This is a genomic window from Pseudomonas sp. DSV-1 (assembly GCF_035830915.1).
Lineage (GTDB): Bacteria > Pseudomonadota > Gammaproteobacteria > Pseudomonadales > Pseudomonadaceae > Aquipseudomonas.
On record NZ_JAYMYG010000001.1, the window covers coordinates 430,915 to 447,183 of the forward strand.

At 60.0% G+C, this 16,269-nt stretch carries 21 protein-coding genes; 13 read left to right on the forward strand and 8 right to left on the reverse strand.

Going from position 1 to position 16,269, the window contains the following annotated elements:
• Nucleotides 1-103 precede the first annotated feature (103 nt).
• Entirely contained in the window at nt 104-988 is an 885-nt protein-coding gene (locus tag VSQ83_RS02065; RefSeq protein ID WP_219262612.1) for a sugar nucleotide-binding protein, read from the forward strand.
• Nucleotides 981-1,910, forward strand: a complete 930-nt coding sequence (locus tag VSQ83_RS02070) for an NAD-dependent epimerase/dehydratase family protein (RefSeq protein ID WP_326398564.1) — start codon at nt 981-983, stop codon at nt 1,908-1,910. The genes VSQ83_RS02065 and VSQ83_RS02070 overlap by 8 nt, the downstream gene beginning before the upstream one ends.
• 58 nt (nt 1,911-1,968) lie before the next feature.
• Here VSQ83_RS02070 and VSQ83_RS02075 read toward each other — a convergent pair whose 3' ends face one another.
• The 5 genes from VSQ83_RS02075 to VSQ83_RS02095 form a co-directional block, all read right to left on the reverse strand.
• On the reverse strand, nt 1,969-2,667 hold the full coding sequence (locus tag VSQ83_RS02075) for an OmpW/AlkL family protein (RefSeq protein ID WP_219262613.1): 699 nt from the start codon (nt 2,665-2,667) through the stop codon (nt 1,969-1,971).
• Nucleotides 2,668-2,804: 137 nt separating this feature from the next.
• Nucleotides 2,805-3,329: a DUF3299 domain-containing protein gene (locus VSQ83_RS02080; protein ID WP_133077072.1), complete on the reverse strand. Its 525-nt coding sequence runs from the start codon at nt 3,327-3,329 to the stop codon at nt 2,805-2,807.
• A 10-nt stretch (nt 3,330-3,339) separates the two neighbouring features.
• Nucleotides 3,340-4,605: an ABC transporter permease gene (locus VSQ83_RS02085; protein ID WP_326398563.1), complete on the reverse strand. Its 1,266-nt coding sequence runs from the start codon at nt 4,603-4,605 to the stop codon at nt 3,340-3,342.
• Nucleotide 4,606: 1 nt separating this feature from the next.
• Nucleotides 4,607-5,317: an ABC transporter ATP-binding protein gene (locus VSQ83_RS02090; protein WP_219262614.1), complete on the reverse strand. Its 711-nt coding sequence runs from the start codon at nt 5,315-5,317 to the stop codon at nt 4,607-4,609.
• A gap of 139 nt (nt 5,318-5,456) precedes the next feature.
• Nucleotides 5,457-6,020 (reverse strand): DUF2796 domain-containing protein, encoded by a 564-nt coding sequence (locus VSQ83_RS02095; RefSeq protein ID WP_326425153.1) that lies wholly within the window; start codon nt 6,018-6,020, stop codon nt 5,457-5,459.
• Nucleotides 6,021-6,154: 134 nt separating this feature from the next.
• Here VSQ83_RS02095 and VSQ83_RS02100 point away from each other — a divergent pair, with 134 nt between their 5' ends.
• Nucleotides 6,155-6,502: a hypothetical protein gene (locus VSQ83_RS02100; protein ID WP_133077068.1), complete on the forward strand. Its 348-nt coding sequence runs from the start codon at nt 6,155-6,157 to the stop codon at nt 6,500-6,502.
• 73 nt (nt 6,503-6,575) lie between these two features.
• Here the strand turns inward: VSQ83_RS02100 and trxA are convergent, their stop codons facing one another.
• The 3 genes from trxA to VSQ83_RS02115 are packed head-to-tail and all read right to left on the reverse strand — an operon-like array spanning nt 6,576 to nt 8,618.
• Complete coding sequence (gene trxA, locus VSQ83_RS02105; RefSeq protein ID WP_133077067.1) at nt 6,576-7,451, reverse strand: thioredoxin; 876 nt, start codon at nt 7,449-7,451, stop codon at nt 6,576-6,578.
• Nucleotides 7,452-7,482: 31 nt separating this feature from the next.
• Nucleotides 7,483-8,172 carry a class I SAM-dependent methyltransferase gene (locus tag VSQ83_RS02110; protein ID WP_133077066.1) on the reverse strand — a complete coding sequence of 230 codons (690 nt, stop codon included), beginning with the start codon at nt 8,170-8,172 and terminating at the stop codon, nt 7,483-7,485.
• Nucleotides 8,169-8,618: a hypothetical protein gene (locus VSQ83_RS02115; protein ID WP_219262617.1), complete on the reverse strand. Its 450-nt coding sequence runs from the start codon at nt 8,616-8,618 to the stop codon at nt 8,169-8,171. Before VSQ83_RS02115 ends, VSQ83_RS02110 begins: the two co-directional genes overlap by 4 nt.
• 139 nt (nt 8,619-8,757) lie before the next feature.
• Between VSQ83_RS02115 and nrdR the strand changes: the two genes are divergently transcribed.
• From nrdR to VSQ83_RS02165, 10 genes are all read left to right on the forward strand, one after another.
• Entirely contained in the window at nt 8,758-9,222 is a 465-nt protein-coding gene (gene nrdR, locus VSQ83_RS02120) for a transcriptional regulator NrdR (protein ID WP_019824317.1), read from the forward strand.
• The gene (gene ribD, locus VSQ83_RS02125) at nt 9,219-10,352 is read left to right on the forward strand and encodes a bifunctional diaminohydroxyphosphoribosylaminopyrimidine deaminase/5-amino-6-(5-phosphoribosylamino)uracil reductase RibD (RefSeq protein WP_219262618.1); all 1,134 of its coding nucleotides are present in this window, start codon (nt 9,219-9,221) and stop codon (nt 10,350-10,352) included. Before nrdR ends, ribD begins: the two co-directional genes overlap by 4 nt.
• Nucleotides 10,353-10,398: 46 nt before the next feature.
• On the forward strand, nt 10,399-11,061 hold the full coding sequence (locus tag VSQ83_RS02130) for a riboflavin synthase (RefSeq protein WP_019824314.1): 663 nt from the start codon (nt 10,399-10,401) through the stop codon (nt 11,059-11,061).
• A gap of 16 nt (nt 11,062-11,077) precedes the next feature.
• Complete coding sequence (ribBA, locus tag VSQ83_RS02135; RefSeq protein WP_133077064.1) at nt 11,078-12,169, forward strand: bifunctional 3,4-dihydroxy-2-butanone-4-phosphate synthase/GTP cyclohydrolase II; 1,092 nt, start codon at nt 11,078-11,080, stop codon at nt 12,167-12,169.
• A gap of 92 nt (nt 12,170-12,261) precedes the next feature.
• The gene (ribH, locus tag VSQ83_RS02140; protein ID WP_003444275.1) at nt 12,262-12,738 is read left to right on the forward strand and encodes a 6,7-dimethyl-8-ribityllumazine synthase; all 477 of its coding nucleotides are present in this window, start codon (nt 12,262-12,264) and stop codon (nt 12,736-12,738) included.
• Nucleotides 12,735-13,235 carry a transcription antitermination factor NusB gene (gene nusB, locus VSQ83_RS02145; protein WP_133077063.1) on the forward strand — a complete coding sequence of 167 codons (501 nt, stop codon included), beginning with the start codon at nt 12,735-12,737 and terminating at the stop codon, nt 13,233-13,235. The genes ribH and nusB overlap by 4 nt, the downstream gene beginning before the upstream one ends.
• Nucleotides 13,236-13,250: 15 nt before the next feature.
• Entirely contained in the window at nt 13,251-14,210 is a 960-nt protein-coding gene (gene thiL, locus VSQ83_RS02150) for a thiamine-phosphate kinase (RefSeq protein ID WP_326425154.1), read from the forward strand.
• Between the two features lie 225 nt (nt 14,211-14,435).
• Nucleotides 14,436-15,053 (forward strand): GTP cyclohydrolase II, encoded by a 618-nt coding sequence (gene ribA, locus VSQ83_RS02155; RefSeq protein WP_219262620.1) that lies wholly within the window; start codon nt 14,436-14,438, stop codon nt 15,051-15,053.
• Nucleotides 15,050-15,469 carry an MFS transporter gene (locus VSQ83_RS02160; RefSeq protein ID WP_133077060.1) on the forward strand — a complete coding sequence of 140 codons (420 nt, stop codon included), beginning with the start codon at nt 15,050-15,052 and terminating at the stop codon, nt 15,467-15,469. The genes ribA and VSQ83_RS02160 overlap by 4 nt, the downstream gene beginning before the upstream one ends.
• Entirely contained in the window at nt 15,469-16,266 is a 798-nt protein-coding gene (locus tag VSQ83_RS02165) for a cobalamin-binding protein (protein ID WP_326425155.1), read from the forward strand. The genes VSQ83_RS02160 and VSQ83_RS02165 overlap by 1 nt, the downstream gene beginning before the upstream one ends.
• Nucleotides 16,267-16,269: the final 3 nt, after the last annotated feature.

The window sequence follows — 16,269 nt, forward strand, 5'->3', positions numbered from 1 at the left end:
CAGAAACCCGCAAAATGCGGCTATCTTGATCATGGTCAGCAGCTTTCACGGCTGATTTTCTGGTATACATCACCGTTCTGAATAGACTGAGTCTGCATACTTTATGCGAATGCGCCTTATGTTATTGGGCGGCGGAAATGCCCTCGGGCAGGCGCTGATTCGTCTGGGTGCCGAGGAAGACATTAATTTCCTTGCCCCGCGTCCACCGCAAGACGGTTGGGACGCCGCGAGCCTCACGCAGCTGCTCGATGACACCCGCCCGGATGCTGTCATCAACCTTGCGTACTACTTCGACTGGTTCCAGGCGCAGTCCGTGAGCGAGGCACGCCTTGGCGCCCAAGAGCGTGCTGTCGAGCGTCTGGCCGAGTTGTGCCAGCACCACAGCATCACCTTGCTGCAGCCTTCCAGCTATCGAGTTTTCGATGGGTCGCGAGCCACGGCCTACAGCGAGAAAGACGAGCCCGTTCCGCTCGGGTTGCGCGGTCAGGCCCTGTGGCGCATCGAGCAAAGTGTGAGGGCCATTTGCCCACAACACGTGCTGCTGCGTTTTGGCTGGTTACTTGATGACAGCCCCGACGGTACCCTTGGGCGGTTTCTGGCCCAGGCCGAAAAACCGGGCGAACTGCTGATGGCCGATGACCGACGGGGCAACCCGACACCGGTGGACGACGCCGCACGGGTTATTATCTCTGTACTCAAGCAGCTTGATTGTGCGGCGCCTCTGTGGGGCACTTACCACTACGCCGGACATGAAGCGACGACGCCGCTGGCGCTGGGGCAGGCGATTCTGGCCGAGGCGCGCAATCTGCACCCGCTGGCAGTTGAGGCACCTACGCCCCAGGCCCATGCCGCGCGGCCGGATGCGGCTGAAGAGCCCCAGCACGCGGTGCTGGCCTGCAAAAAAATTCTACACACCTTCGGGATCAAGCCTCGCGCATGGCGTGCGGCTCTTCCCGCTTTACTGGACAGGTTTTATCGTCATGGTTGATGCTCCCGTTTTAATCACCGGTGGCGCCGGCTTTATTGGTTCCAATCTGGTAGATGCCTTGCTGGCCAAGGGCTACTCCGTAAGAATTCTCGATGACATGTCCACAGGCAAGCGCAGCAATCTGCCAATGGACAACTCGCGTCTCGAACTGATTGAAGGTGATGTGGCTGATGCCGCACTGGTGACCAAGGCCATGGCCGGTTGCAGTGCCGTGGTTCATCTGGCAGCGGTCGCTTCGGTGCAGGCGTCGGTGGACGATCCGGTACGCACGCATCAGAGCAACTTCATCGGCACCCTGAACGTGTGCGAAGCCATGCGCGAAACGGGCATCAAGCGTGTTGTATTCGCGTCCAGTGCTGCGGTGTACGGCAATAATGGCGAAGGTGAGTCGATCGTCGAAGACACGCCAAAAGCGCCGTTGACGCCTTACGCAGCCGACAAGCTGTCCAGCGAGTACTACCTGGATTTCTACCGCCGCCAACACGGCCTGGAACCGGTCATTTTTCGCTTCTTCAATATCTTTGGTCCACGCCAGGATCCATCCTCACCGTACTCCGGCGTGATCAGCATTTTCAGCGAGCGTGCTGAAAAGGGCCTGCCCATCACCATTTTTGGCGATGGCGAGCAAACTCGTGACTTCGTGTACGTGGGGGATGTAGTCAAACTTCTGGTTCAGGCTATTGAGGCTCGGGAGGTTGAGGAGGGGGCAGTGAATGTTGGTCTGAACAAGGCCACCACCCTCAAACAAATGCTTGAAGCCCTGAGTGAAGTCGTAGGCCCACTGCCACCTATCACCTTCGGTCCGGCCCGCTCTGGCGATATCCGTCATTCCCGTGCCGATAACACCCGTCTGTTGCAGCGCTTCACGCTGGGCGAAACCACACCGATGAGTGTCGGGCTGGCGCGCCTGCTGGGCCGCTAAGGGTTTTTTGCCCACAAGAAAAGGCGCCTTTCGGGCGCCTTTTTTATGGGTGGCTGGCTTAGAACTTGTAGCCCAGGCCTACCATGTAAACCCACGGGTCTACATCAACGTTGACCTTGGCGCGTGTGCCCGGTGCAACGCCGTTGTTTTCTACGGTCGCGCGGGTATCGATATCGATATAGCGTGCCTGGGCGTTGATCATGATGTTGTCGGTCAGCATGTAGTCAGCGCCCAGCTGCCATGCCATGCCCCAGGAGTTTTTCGCCTTGAAGTTGTCGAAACCTGCGGCGCTGGCACTGCTACCGACGTGCTCGTCGTAGATCCAGGTGTAGTTGATACCGGCACCGACGTAAGGCTGGAACACCGACTTGGAGTCCAGTGGGTAGTAAACAACGCTCAGGGTCGGCGGCAAGTGCTTGAGGCTGCCCAGCTTACCGTTGGCCGCATCCAGGCCGGTGCCCTTGAGTTTGACGTCATGTTCAAACGGCGTTGCCGCCAGCAGTTCAATACCCACATGATCGGTAATCATGTAAGCAAAGTTGAGACCCAGTTGCGTGTCGCTGCTCATGGTCGCCTTGCCGCCCAGATCGGTGCCTGCCAATGGGCCCTGATCAACCTTGACGCTGGAGCTGTCGGCTTTCGGGTTTACGGTGATGGCACCGGCACGCAGGATGATGTCGCCTTCGGTGTGTGCGTGAGCAAGAGGGGCGACGACAGCGAGCGCAAGGGCGGCTGCGCTGAGCAAAGACTTGTGCATGGGAGCTCCATTGGGATATTTAAAATTTATATAACCAATGGTAATGAGCCCGCAGCTCCGTTCAGTTGACCCAGCTCAATGAAAAGATGAGGTTGTGAAAAATTCGTTAGTTGCCAAGAGTGCACGGGGCTTTTGATTTACTCAGGCAACTCGTACACCACGATTTTCTGCGCATCCATCTGATAGCCCGCATCGGCCAGTTCGCTGGTGCTGGCCTTGACCTGCATCGCGCCTACGATCCAGTACGGCTGGTACAGCTCCTCGAGTTTGACGCCCTCTTTGCTGGTTACATGCACGATCTGGTTTGACGGTGGTGGTGGTACGTGGATACAGGCGCCGAAGTAGGGCACCAGTAAGAAGTCGGTGGTACGGCCGTCTTCGCTGACTTCAAGGGGCACGATATAGCCCGGCAGGCGGATCAGTTGGCCGTCCAGCGCCGGGACCACCGGCGCATTGGGCAAGTCCTGTCTGGCTGCTGGTGCGGTCTCCATGTCACCCATTTGAGACAAGTCGTGCAAGGGTGTCATGTCCGGGGCTTCAGGCGGCGCATCCGCCGGGATCATCTCTGACCATGTCAGCTCTTTTGGCTCGGCCGCCCACAGCGGTGTGGCCACCAGCAGTAACAGCGCCAGTACTGCGCGTGACAGTGCAGACCTTTTCATAAACTTAAGCTCATAAACGAATGGACAGGCCATCGGCCAGCGATTGTCGGTAGGCGCGCCATGCGGGCACGCAGCCCATCAGCAGGGCCGCCGCCAGAATACCGCCCAGCAGCGTCCATTCATATTCACTTGGCCATGCCAGTGGCAAATACAGCCCGTAATTGGATTGCACGTAGCCTTGTGCAATGGCAATGCACACATACAGCAAACCAACGCCAGCAATCACTCCGGCCAATGCCAGCGCGAGCGCTTCGAAGATCAGCAGGGTTGCGATGTGCCAGGGCCGTGCGCCCACGGAGCGCAGAATCGCCATCTCGCGCCGACGCTCATTGAGGCTGGTCAAAATCGCCGTGAGCATGCCGATCAACCCGGTCAACACCACGAACAGCGAAACCACAAACAGCGCCTTTTCAGCGGTGCTCATCAGGCTCCAGAGTTCTTGCAGGGCTACGCCTGGCAAAATGGCCATCATGGGCTCGCCGCGAAACTCATTGATTTCACGTTGCAGGGCAAAGGTTGAAATCTTGCTGTTCAGGCCCAGCATGAAAGCGGTGATGGCCTGTGGCGTGAGGTCCATATTGCGTGCCTGGTCCGCGCTGACACGTCCGCTACCCTGGGCGGGCACCCCGTTATGCCAGTCGATGTGAATCGCTTCCATGCCGCCAAGACTGATATGCAGTGTGCGGTCAACCGGGGTGCCGGTGCGCTTGAGAATACCGACCACGGTGAACGGTTTGTCGTCATGCTTGACCAGGCTGATCGCTGCCACGCCATGGGCCAGCACCAGCTTGTCCCCCAGTTTGTAGTGCAGGGCCTCGGCGACTTCGGCGCCCAGTACCACCTCGAACGGATCGGTTGCAAAGGCGCGGCCATTGTCCAGTTTCAAGTTTTGCTTGTGGCCGTACTGGTAGTGCTCAAAGTAGTTCTCGTTGGTGCCCATCACCCGATAACCACGATGAGAATCGCCCAAGGACATGGGAATTGCCCATTTCACTTTCGGGTTGTTGGCGAAGTGCTCAAAGCTGTCCCAACGAATATTGTTGGTGGCATTGCCGATGCGAAACACCGAATACAACAGCAGGTTGACCGAGCCTGAGCGGGCGCCAACGATCAGGTCTGTGCCGCTGATGGTGCTTGCAAAGCTGGCCCTGGCTTCGGTGCGCACCCGCTCGACTGCCAGCAGCAGGCACACCGAAAGGGCAATGGCGAAGGCAGTCAGCAGTGCGGTAAAGCGACGGTTAGCCAGACTGGCCAGCGCTAGACGAAACAGATACATCTCAGACCTCTACCTTTGTTGCAGCGCGATTGAGTTCAGACAACGACAGGTTGCGGTCGAACAGGGGGGCCAGGCTTTGATCGTGACTGACAAACAGCAGGCTGGCGCCAGCCTCGCGGCACTCGGTAAACAGCAACTGGATAAAGGCTTCACGGGCGTCGGCATCCAGCGCGGAAGTGGGTTCGTCGGCAATCACCAGTTCGGGCTGGCCGATCAGTGCGCGGGCGGCGGCGACACGCTGCTGCTGGCCAATCGAAAGTGAATCTGCGCGTCGTTCCAGCAGCGCCGGGTCTTTGAGGCCCAAATGTGCGAGCAGGGTTTGTGCGGCGTTATCCACACTGCCATGACGCTGCACGGCACGGCTGGCGCGTAGTTTGGAAAAATGGCAAGGCAGTTCAACGTTCTCGCGAACCGATAAAAACGGCAGCAGATTGAACTGCTGAAAGATATAGCCCGTGTGATCAACCCGAAAACGATCGCGCGCCCCCGAGCCTAGCTCGCTCAGTTCCTGGCCCAGCAAGCGGATCGTGCCCCGGTTGGCTTTTTGAACCCCGCCCAGCAAGCCCAGCAGTGTGGTTTTACCGCTACCGCTGGGGCCTTTGAGAAACAGGGTTTCACCGGGTTCCAGGCGAAACGCCGGGATATCCAGCAGCACGGGGTGTCCCGGCCAGCTGAAGCTCAGGTCGCTCAGTTCGATAAGTGCTTGGGTCATGGGGGGAGGAAATCGCCTGTGTCATCGGGGGGTGTTTTTTGTGGGAGCGGGCTTGCTCGCGATTCAGACGCTGCAGTCTTTCAGTGAAAGCACGGTGACGCCATCGCGAGCAAGCCCTCTCCCACAGAGGGGCGGGTATTTAAAACTTCAACGTAGGTGCCTTGGCCGTCACTTCCACCGCTTGCTGACCGCTTGGGCCGATCAGTTGTACCTTGAATTTATGAGTGCCGGGGAATGTCTTGAAAAACTGGGTCAGGTCCAGGGCTTTCAGAGCATCCGGTTTGCTGCACGTAAACGCGTAGTGGGCTTCGATATCGCTATGGTGGTGCTCGCCCTTGGCTGCGCCTTCTTCAGGAGCCGGTTCGAACAGCGGACTCTTGAGCTCCTGATCGTCAGCTATGCAGCCAGCTGCCTTCGGGATGCTGAACAGTACCAGCGGGTCTTCCAGTTGTTTACGGGCCAAACTGACCTTGGCTTTATCATCTTGGGTCGTGGCCACGTGTTCAAAGCCCACCAGATTCATTGACGGACCGTCGAGGTCCAGTTCCAGTGTCTGACCGTCCAGCGCCACATTCAAGCTTCCCACGCCATGCTCATGGGGCGCCAGGCTGCCGTGTTCATGGTCGTGATCGTGATCGTCGGCGGCGTGAGCCATCGCCAGCGGCAACAAGGCAAACGGCAAAGCAAGAAGCAAACGGCGCATGGGAGCACTCCAGCAAGAAATATGAATGTTTTGTTATGTGATCTTATAACAAGTGTTGCGAGAGTTTGCCCGTGTGCTTGGCGTTACGCAAGACGCATGGGAGCATGGCTTCATGAAATTTCAGGAGCACAACGATGGTGCGCATTCGCGGAACGATAGGTGACTGGCCGGTCGATTTGACGGTGGAGCTGGATGATAGCGATTGGGCGAAGCTGGGTGCGCAGTTGCCTGTGGGTGATGCGCCGGCCGCTGCGCCACCTGCCAAGCCCGCGAGTCAGGACGATGCGGTATGGGAAACGACCAAAGACTTGCTGCGCAAGGCTGGCCAGATGACCGGGCCTGAACTGCTGGGCCAGCTTGAAGCGCTGACCGGCAGTACGGGCGCAGGCAAGCGCTTGTTGGTGCGCCTGCGTCATTGTGCCGAGGTCAAGGTGATCAGCGGTGCAGACTCACCGATCTATAGCTGGGTTGACGGGGCGTAACAAAAACCCTGTAGCAGCTGCCGCCGAACGCAGCCTCGTTCCCTCGGCAACTGCTACAGAGATGTATCGGCGTTTAGTACAGCGCAGCAAACAGTTTGCGGCGGTACGTGGTGACCAGCGGGTGATCGTTGCCCAGCAGGTCGAACACTTGCAGCAACGTCTTGTGGGTGATGCCTTCGTTATAGCTGCGGTTGCGGGTAAACAACTTCAGCAAGCCGTCCAGAGCCCCTTCATATTGCTGGCGCGACAATTGCTGAATCGCCAGTTGGTACGCCGCTTCATCGTCCTGCGGGTTTTGCGCCACGCGGGTTTTCAAATCGGCAACATCCGGCAAGTCTGCCGCCTGACGCAAAAACGTCAGCTGAGCCTTGGCTCCTGCCAGTTCGGCTTTGTGCTCGTCGCTTTTGACGGCATCCAGCACGGCCTGCGCTTCAGTCAACTCACCGCGCTCGGCCAGGCAACGGCCGTACAGGATCAGTGCCTTGGCGTTGCTGTTGTCTTCGGTCAGGATACTTTTGAGCAGGGCTTCGGCATCGGCAAAACGGCTTTCGGCAAATAGCGCCTGGGCCTGTACCAGCGGGTCTTCTACCTCAGGTTCAGGCATGACCACGTGGGGGGCGAGCATGGCGCGGATCGCCGATTCAGGCTGTGCTTCCTGGAACCCGTCGACCACCTTGCCGTCCTTGAACAGCACGACCGTGGGTAAAGTCTGAATGCCGATACGGCCCACAATGTCCTGCTCGACATCGCAATTGACCTTGGCCAGCAGCAACTCGCCCTGATAGTCCTCGGCGATTTGTTCCAGGATCGGCAGCATCACCTTGCAGGGCGCGCACCACTCGGCCCAGAAATCCACCAGCACGGGCTGCTCGAAAGACGCCTGTACAACCAGTTTGTCGAAGTCAGCGGAGGTTACGTCGAAGCTGAAAGAGGGCGTAGGCTGATTCATTATGTGTCTCGAAGCAGGTAAATGAGGGCAACTATAAAGGCTGGACGCGAGCGCTGAAAGGCGTTGGTTCGCGTTGCGCGTGATACAGGCTGACGTTGCGAAATTCGTGGGGTTCGGCCAGATCGGGCAAGGTCAGTGCCTTGAGCATTTCCAGCTGCCGATACAGCGGATGCCTGAAGTCACGCACCCGGGAATCAGCGACCAGCGCCTGTTGGCCGCGGGCGAGGAAGTGATCCAGCAGCGGCAGGTTTTCGCGGTCATACAGCACGTCAGCCACCAGGATCAGGTCAAACCGGTCGGCCTCGGCAAAAAAGTCCCTGGAATAGCCGAGCTCCACATCATTGAGTTGCGCATTTGCCCGGCATGCTGCCAGCGCCAGCGGGTCAAGGTCGCAGGCCACGACTTCCAGCGCCCCGGCCCGGGCAGCAGCAATCCCCGCGACGCCGGAGCCAGCACCAAAATCCAGCACGCGCTTGCCTTTGACCCAGTGCGGCCGATCGGCCAGAAAGCGCGCCAACGCCAACCCGCTGGCCCAGCAAAACGCCCAATAGGGCGGCTCGTAGAGAATGCGCCGGGTTTCGTCAGGGGTGAAGGCGCGATCCATATTGTGCGCATCGATCAACCAGAGCTTGAGCGCGGTGTCCGGCAAGTCGGTGATGACCAGTTGCGCATCACCCAATAACTCGCCTAGCGACTGCTGCAGGTCTAGCGGTGTGTTCATGGCGCTTTGACGAGTGCCAGGGTCCCCAGCGCCTGCGTAGTGGGCTGGCTGATAATCCGTGAAGGCAGGTGCAGGATCAGTTGCCCGGACTGGCTGGCGCGTCCGCGCAGTTCGACCCGCGCACCGGCGGGGAAGGCCTCGGGGTTGAATCGCAGCTTGAATGGCAGGGCCTGGTTGTTGCCGATGATTTTGCTGCTGGCCATCAGTCCTTGGGGGCGTCCGCGGTCGTCGACGATCAGTATGGCCAGCTCAACCTCGGCGCCTGCCGGCACGCCAGTCAGTACGCCACTCAACTCGCGCTGATACGCCGGTAGCGGGCCAAGGTCAGCCGGGGCGTCGGTTTTTGGCTGCGTCAGCACTTGGGGCTGTGCCGATTTGGGTGGCTCACTGCTACAAGCCACCAGCAAACTGGCAAGGCACAGCAAAACAAGCGTTCGTAGCGGCATACACGGCTCCAGCAGCAGGTCAGTCGATGTAACAGATGGTGTAAAACATAGTAGCCCGTCTGTATACCGTAAAGCCTATGGCTTGTCTTGCCAGTGGGATGCGCTAACATGGCGCTCCCCATTTTTGTTGGCTGCCACCATGCACTGTCCCTTCTGCGGTGCCAACGACACTAAAGTCATCGACTCGCGTCTGGTCGCCGAGGGCGACCAGGTGCGTCGCCGGCGCGAATGCCTGGCCTGTGGTGAGCGTTTCACCACCTTTGAAACAGCCGAGTTGGTGTTACCCCGTCTGATCAAGCAAGACGGCAGTCGTCAGCCCTTCGACGAAGATAAGCTGCGCGCCGGCATGCAGCGTGCGCTGGAAAAGCGCCCGGTGAGTGTCGAGCGCCTTGAAGCCGCCCTTGCCCGAATCAAGCACAAGCTACGCGCCACCGGCGAACGTGAAGTCAAATCGCTGGTTGTTGGTGAACTGGTCATGGGCGAGCTGCAAAAGCTCGACGAAGTGGCCTATATCCGCTTTGCCTCGGTCTATCGACGCTTCCAGGACTTGAACGAGTTCCGCGAAGAGATCGACCGACTTGCCCGTGAGCCTTCCAAAGAATGACCCAGTCCCCTGAACAATCGATTTTAGACATCCATTACATGGCCCGCGCCATCGAGTTGGCGCGCAACGGTTTGTACACCACCCATCCCAACCCGCGTGTCGGTTGCGTGATCGTGCGTGACGGGCAGATCGTTGGCGAAGGCTGGCATGTGCGCACCGGCGAGCCCCATGCCGAAGTCCACGCCCTGCGCGCAGCGGGCGAGCTGGCCCGTGGCGCCACGGCCTATGTCACCCTTGAGCCGTGCAGCCATCACGGCCACACCCCGCCGTGCGCCGAAGGCCTGATCACGGCTGGCGTGGCGCGTGTGGTTGCGGCCATGCAGGACCCCAATCCGGAAGTCGCCGGGCGCGGCCTCAAGCGTCTGGCCGACGCCGGGATTGAAGTGCTCAGCGGTGTGCTGGAAGCCGATGCCCGGGCGCTGAACCCGGGCTTCCTGAAGCGCATGGAACATGGCCTGCCGTTTGTGCGGGTCAAGCTGGCGATGAGCCTTGATGGTCGCACCGCGATGGCCAATGGCGAAAGCCAGTGGATCACCGGTCCCGAGGCGCGCTCTGCGGTACAGCGTCTGCGGGCCCAGGCCAGCGTCGTACTGACCGGTGCCGATACGGTTCTGGCCGACGGCGCGCGCCTGACCGTGCGTGGCCCCGAGCTGGGTCTGAGCCCTGAGCTGACGGCATTGGCGCTCAGCCGGCCGCCGCTGCGGGTACTGATCGACGGGCGTTTGCGGGTGCCGCTGGATGCGCCGTTTTTCAAGGCTGGCCCGGCGCTGGTCGCCACCTGCGTGCCACCTGCCGAGCAGTACCGCACGGGGCCCGAATGCCTGGTGATCCACGGTGCCAACGGCCAGGTTGATCTGCGCAAATTGCTGGTTGCGCTGGCGGCACGCGGCGTCAACGAAGTGCTGGTCGAGGCCGGTCCGCGCCTGGCCGGGGCATTTGCCGATCAAGGCCTGGTCGATGAGTACCAGATCTTCGTCGCGGCCAAGTTCTTGGGCTCCACAGCCCGGCCACTGCTTGAGCTGCCGTTGACCCACATGAGCGAAGCACCATTGCTCAAAATCACTGAAATGCGCGCGGTGGGCGATGACTGGCGAGTCACCGCCATTCCCGTGCCGCCAGCGAGCGTATAATTCTCGGTCTTCGTTTTACGCAGGCTTTGTTCTCAAGGGGAACGCCATGTTTACCGGCATCATCGAATCCATCGGCAGCATCCGTGCATTGACCCCCAAGGGCGGTGATGTGCGAGTTTCCATCGACACCGGCAAGCTCGACCTGAGCGATGTCAAACTCGGCGACAGCATCGCGATCAATGGCGTGTGCCTGACCGCCGTTGAACTGCCGGGCAACGGCTTTGCGGCTGACGTCAGCCGCGAAACCCTGGACTGCACCGCGTTCAACGACCTGAAAAGCGGCAGCCGGGTCAACCTGGAAAAAGCCCTGACGCCGACCACGCGCCTGGGTGGTCATCTGGTGAGCGGTCACGTTGATGGCGTGGGTGAAGTGATCTCCCGTGAAGAGAACGCCCGTGCCATCGAGTTTCGTATCCGTGCGCCCAAGGAACTGGCCAAGTACATCGCCCACAAAGGCTCGATCACGGTCGACGGCACCAGCCTGACCGTGAACTCGGTCAATGGCGCCGAGTTCTCCCTGACCATCATTCCGCACACCCTGAGCGAAACCATCATGGACGACTACCGTCCGGGTCGCCGGGTCAACCTCGAAGTCGATTTGCTGGCGCGTTACCTTGAGCGTCTGCTGCTGGGCGACAAAGCCGCCGAGCCGACCTCGGGTGGCATCAGCGAAAGTTTTCTGGCCGCCAACGGCTACCTAAAATCCTGACTTAAGGGGGTGCCGCGTGGCGCTCAACAGCATCGAAGAACTGGTTGAAGACATCCGCCAAGGCAAGATGGTCATCCTCATGGATGACGAAGACCGCGAGAACGAAGGCGACCTGATCATGGCCGCCGAGTGCTGCAAGGCCGAGCACATCAACTTCATGGCGCGCTTCGCCCGTGGGCTGATCTGCATGCCGATGAGCCGCGAGCGCTGCGAACTGCTCAAGCTGCCATTGATGGCGCCGCGCAATGGCTCCGGCTTTGGCACCAAGTTCACCGTATCGATCGAAGCGGCTACCGGCGTGACCACCGGCATTTCCGCCGCTGACCGCGCGCGCACCGTGCAAGCGGCTGCGGCCAGGGACGCCAAGGCCGAAGATATCGTCAGCCCTGGCCACATCTTCCCGCTGATGGCCCAGGCGGGCGGCACCCTGGCCCGCGCCGGTCACACCGAGGCGGCCTGCGACCTGGCGCGCATGGCCGGTTTCGAGCCAAGCGGCGTGATCTGCGAAGTGATGAACGATGACGGCACCATGGCTCGTCGTCCGGAACTGGAGACCTTTGCGGCCGAACACGGCATCAAGATCGGCACCATTGCCGACCTGATTCACTACCGGATGATCCATGAACGTACCGTTCAGCGGATTGCCGAGCAACCACTGGACAGCGAACTGGGCCAATTCAATTTGGTGACCTATCGTGATTCAGTCGAAGGCGATGTGCACATGGCCCTGACCCTGGGCAAGATTTGCGCCGAAGAACCGACCTTGGTTCGGGTGCATAACATGGACCCGCTGCGTGACCTGCTGATGGTCAAACAGCCGGGCCGCTGGAGCTTGCGCGCCGCCATGACCGCGGTAGCAGAGGCGGGCAGTGGTGTGGTGCTGTTGTTGGGGCATCCGCTGGATGGCGACGTACTGCTGGCCAATATCCGCGAAACCGCGGACCACGCGCCGGTGAAAAAACAGACCACCTACAGCATCGTCGGTGCCGGTTCGCAGATCCTTCGTGACCTGGGCGTGCGCAAAATGCGCCTCATGAGTTCACCAATGAAGTTCAATGCCATATCCGGTTTCGATCTGGAAGTTGTAGAATACGTGCCCTCCGAATAAAGACCGGTCGTGTCCTGTCTGAAATTCGTGGCCCAATATCCTTAAAGAATGCACGCGAGTGCGTTCTGGCTCTTTAATACGAGACATACCGAATGACCCTGAAGACCATCGAAGGTACCTTCATCGCCCCCAAAGGGCGCTACGCTCTGGTAGTTGGCCGTTTCAACAGCTTTGTTGTCGAAAGCCTGGTGAGTGGTGCCGTTGATGCCCTGGTTCGCCACGGTGTGAACGAAAGCGACATCACCATCATTCGTGCGCCGGGTGCGTTCGAAATCCCGCTGGTTGCGCAAAAAGTTGCCCAGCGCAACGAGTTCGCCGCCATCATCGCCCTGGGCGCCGTGATTCGTGGCGGTACTCCGCACTTCGAATACGTTGCTGGCGAATGCACCAAGGGCTTGTCCCAGGTGTCCATGCAGTTCGGCGTACCGGTAGCATTCGGTGTACTGACTGTTGATTCGATCGAGCAAGCCATCGAGCGTTCCGGCACCAAAGCCGGCAACAAAGGCGCTGAAGCTGCCTTGTCCGCCCTTGAAATGGTCAGCCTGTTGGCACAGTTGGAGGCCAAGTGATTTCCGACGAAAGCGATCGTTTCAACCCGCGCGATCCAAAACCTGCGGACGCTGGCAAACCCTCCAAGAGCGCCAAGCGCCGTGAAGCGCGTCAACTCGCGACTCAGGCCCTGTACCAATGGCACATGGCCAAGCAGTCGTTGAACGAGATCGAAGCGCAGTTTCGCGTCGATAACGACTTCACCGACGTTGACGCCGCTTACTTCCGTGAAATCCTGCACGGCGTACCTGCGCACAAAGGCGAGATTGATGCTGCGCTGATTCCGTGCCTGGACATCACCATCGAAGAACTCGACCCGGTTGAGCTGTCCGTTCTGCGCCTGTCCACCTGGGAGCTGATCAAGCGTGTCGACGTGCCTTACCGCGTTGTGATCAACGAAGGTATCGAGCTGGCTAAAGTGTTCGGTTCCACCGACGGCCACAAGTTCGTCAACGGTGTGCTCGACAAACTGGCGCCACGCTTGCGTGAAGCTGAAGTAAAGGCTTACAAGCGCTAAACGGCGCTGTCGGCCATGGGCGAGTTTGAGCTGATCCGCAACTTCTTCGCTGCCGCGCCCTGTGCGCAGCGCGGCGAGGGTGTTGCCCTGGGGATTGGCGACGACTGCGCCCTGCTGGATGTTCCCTTCGGGGAACAGCTGGCAATTTCCACCGACACCCTGGTAGCCGGGGTGCACTTCGCAGATCCTTGCGACCCTTTCTTGCTCGGTCAGCGTTCGCTGGCGGTGGCGGCCAGCGATTTGGCGGCCATGGGCGCAACACCCCTCGCCTTTACCCTTGCCCTGACCTTGCCGACGGTTGAAGCCGATTGGTTAGAGGCGTATGCCCGCGGATTAAACATGATGGCCCAAGCCTGTGGCCTGCGCCTGATTGGCGGCGACACCACGCGCGGCCCGTTATGCCTGACGCTCACGGTGTTCGGCCGGGTACCCAGCGGCCAGGCCCTGACCCGCAGCGGTGCCCGACCCGGCGACCTGTTGTGTGTGGGCGGTGAGCTGGGCAATGGGGCTGGCGCGTTGCCGCTGGTGTTGGGGCAGCGTATCGCCGAGCCGATCATCAGCGAGCCGTTGCTGGCCCATTACTGGTCGCCGCAGCCGCAGTTGGCGCTGGGTCAGGCATTGCGCGGCAAAGCCACTTCGGCATTGGACATCTCCGATGGCCTGCTCGCCGACTGTGGCCATATTGCCTTGGCGTCACAGGCGGGTCTGGTGATTGAGCTGGACCGGGTGCCCGTGTCTTTGGCGCTGGAAGAGTTCCTGGGCGATAGCGGTGCGCAGCAAGCGGCGTTGAGTGGGGGTGACGATTATGTTCTGGCGTTCACCTTGCCCGCGCTTGAACTGCCGACGTTGCTGGCCGATGGCTGGCCGATCCATGTGATTGGTCGCGTGGTCGAAGGGCAGGGCGTGACTCTGCTGGATACGGATGGCTCAGACATCACCCCTGCAGTGCGCGGATATCAGCATTTTCATGCTTGACCCTGTGGGAGCGGGCTTGCTCGCGATGACATCACCACGTTCAGCCTGATACACCCCATCGCCTGTTTCGCGAGCAAATCCGCTCCCACAGGTACTGTGTGTGCCACAAGTCATCAAACTTTTAGATATTTATCCTCGGTAATTCAGCCTAAGCGTCTGTTGGAACCTCCTGTTACAATGCCGCCTCTGCGAATTTCCAGTCCTCAAACTGATCAGGAGCACACGGTGCCCGTCGTTTTCGTTGCCGCTTGCAAGTTGCCTACCCCCTTTGCCGAATTCACCATGCATGGCTTCCTTGAGAAAACCACGGGCCGTGAACACGTTGTGCTCAGTTTGGGCGACGTGGCCGATGGTGCTCCGGTGTTGGGGCGGGTTCATTCTGAATGCCTGACGGGTGATGCCCTGTTCAGCCAGCGCTGTGACTGCGGTTCTCAGCTCGAAGCGGCCTTGCAGGCCATTGCCCGCGAAGGGCGTGGAGTGCTGTTGTACCTGCGCCAGGAAGGCCGTGGCATTGGTTTGTTGAATAAAATCCGTGCCTACGAGCTGCAAGATGGAGGCGCCGATACCGTTGAAGCCAACGAGCGTCTTGGCTTTGCTGCCGACCAGCGCGATTACGCCATCTGCCTGCCGATGCTTGAGCATGTAGGTGTGCAGTCGTTGCGTTTGATGACCAACAATCCGCGCAAGGTCAAAGCCTTGACCGATATGGGTATCACCGTGGCAGAGCGTGTTCCGCTGCACACGGGGCACAACCCGCACAACAAACTGTATCTGGCGACCAAGGCCAACAAGCTCGGTCACATGATGGGCAACCAGCATCAAAACGAGGCTGACCCGGCGTGACCCGCGGTCAGCGCCGTCGGCGCCTGAGCTTCAGCTGGTGGCAACAGTTGATACTGACCCTGCTCCCGCTGGTGCTGGCCAACTGGTTTTTTGGCGACTCCGAGCCGCTGTTGCCTGATCTGACGATGCCGTTCTTTATTGCTGGCGTGGCATCCATGTTCGCGACCCTGCGCACGTTCGGGCCATACAAACATGGCCTGATCAACCTGCAAAAAGCCCTCGACACCCCGCAAGAACCGGCGGCCTGGGATGAGCTGGCCCGTGTGCGTCATCGTGCCTTGCTGGCAGCGGGGTTGCCCACCTGGATCGCCGCCCTGGCAGTGTTTGTCGGGCTTGAAGGTGTGCCCCTGTTGCTGCTGGCCTTGTCGACGCTGGTCCTGTTTTACCTTTACCGCATTCCCCGCCAGGTCGGCTGATGCGCGTCTTGCTGGCGGCTCTGCTGCTGAGCGCCAGCATGCCTTCTCTGGCCACCCTCCGTGTGGTCAGCCTTTCACCTTCCTTGTCTGAAATGGTTGTCGAACTGGGCGCTGCCGATGTGCTGGTGGGGCGTCTGGATGCGGGCGAGCCATTACCGGAGCTGGTCAGCGTGCCCTCGGTGGGCCGCTATGGGCAATTGGACATGGAGCGCCTGCTCAGCCTTCAACCCGACCTGCTGTTGCTCTGGCCGGGCAGTGTGGGCATCGCACAGCGCGAACAGCTGCGTAACCTGAAGATTCCGACCTACATTGCTGAGCCCGGTAGCCTCGAACAATTGGCGGATCAGCTTGAAGCCCTGGCCACTGCCCTCGGGCGCCCGGCACGGGGACACCAGTTGGCTGGCCAGTTGCGTCAACGTCTTGCCGGGTTACGGGCGCAGTATCAGAGCGACAAGCCGGTGCGAGTGTTCTATCAGGTGTGGGATCAGCCTCTGCACACCATCGGTGGTGGGCAAATCATCAGTGATGCGCTGGCGGTGTGCGGGGCGAAAAATGTGTTTGACGACCTCAAGCTGCCTGCGCCGCAAGTCAGCATTGAATCCGTTCTGCAGCGCAATCCCGAGGTGATCATTGCCAGCACCCAGGCGCAGCTGGATGCCTGGAAAGCCTGGCCGCAAATTGATGCGGTCAAGCATGGGCGTTTGCTGTTGTTGGCCGACAAAGGCCTGGAACGCCCAAGCGGGCAGATGCTGGAAGCGACCGCCAGATTGTGTGAGCAGTTGATCAAGGCTCTGTAGTCG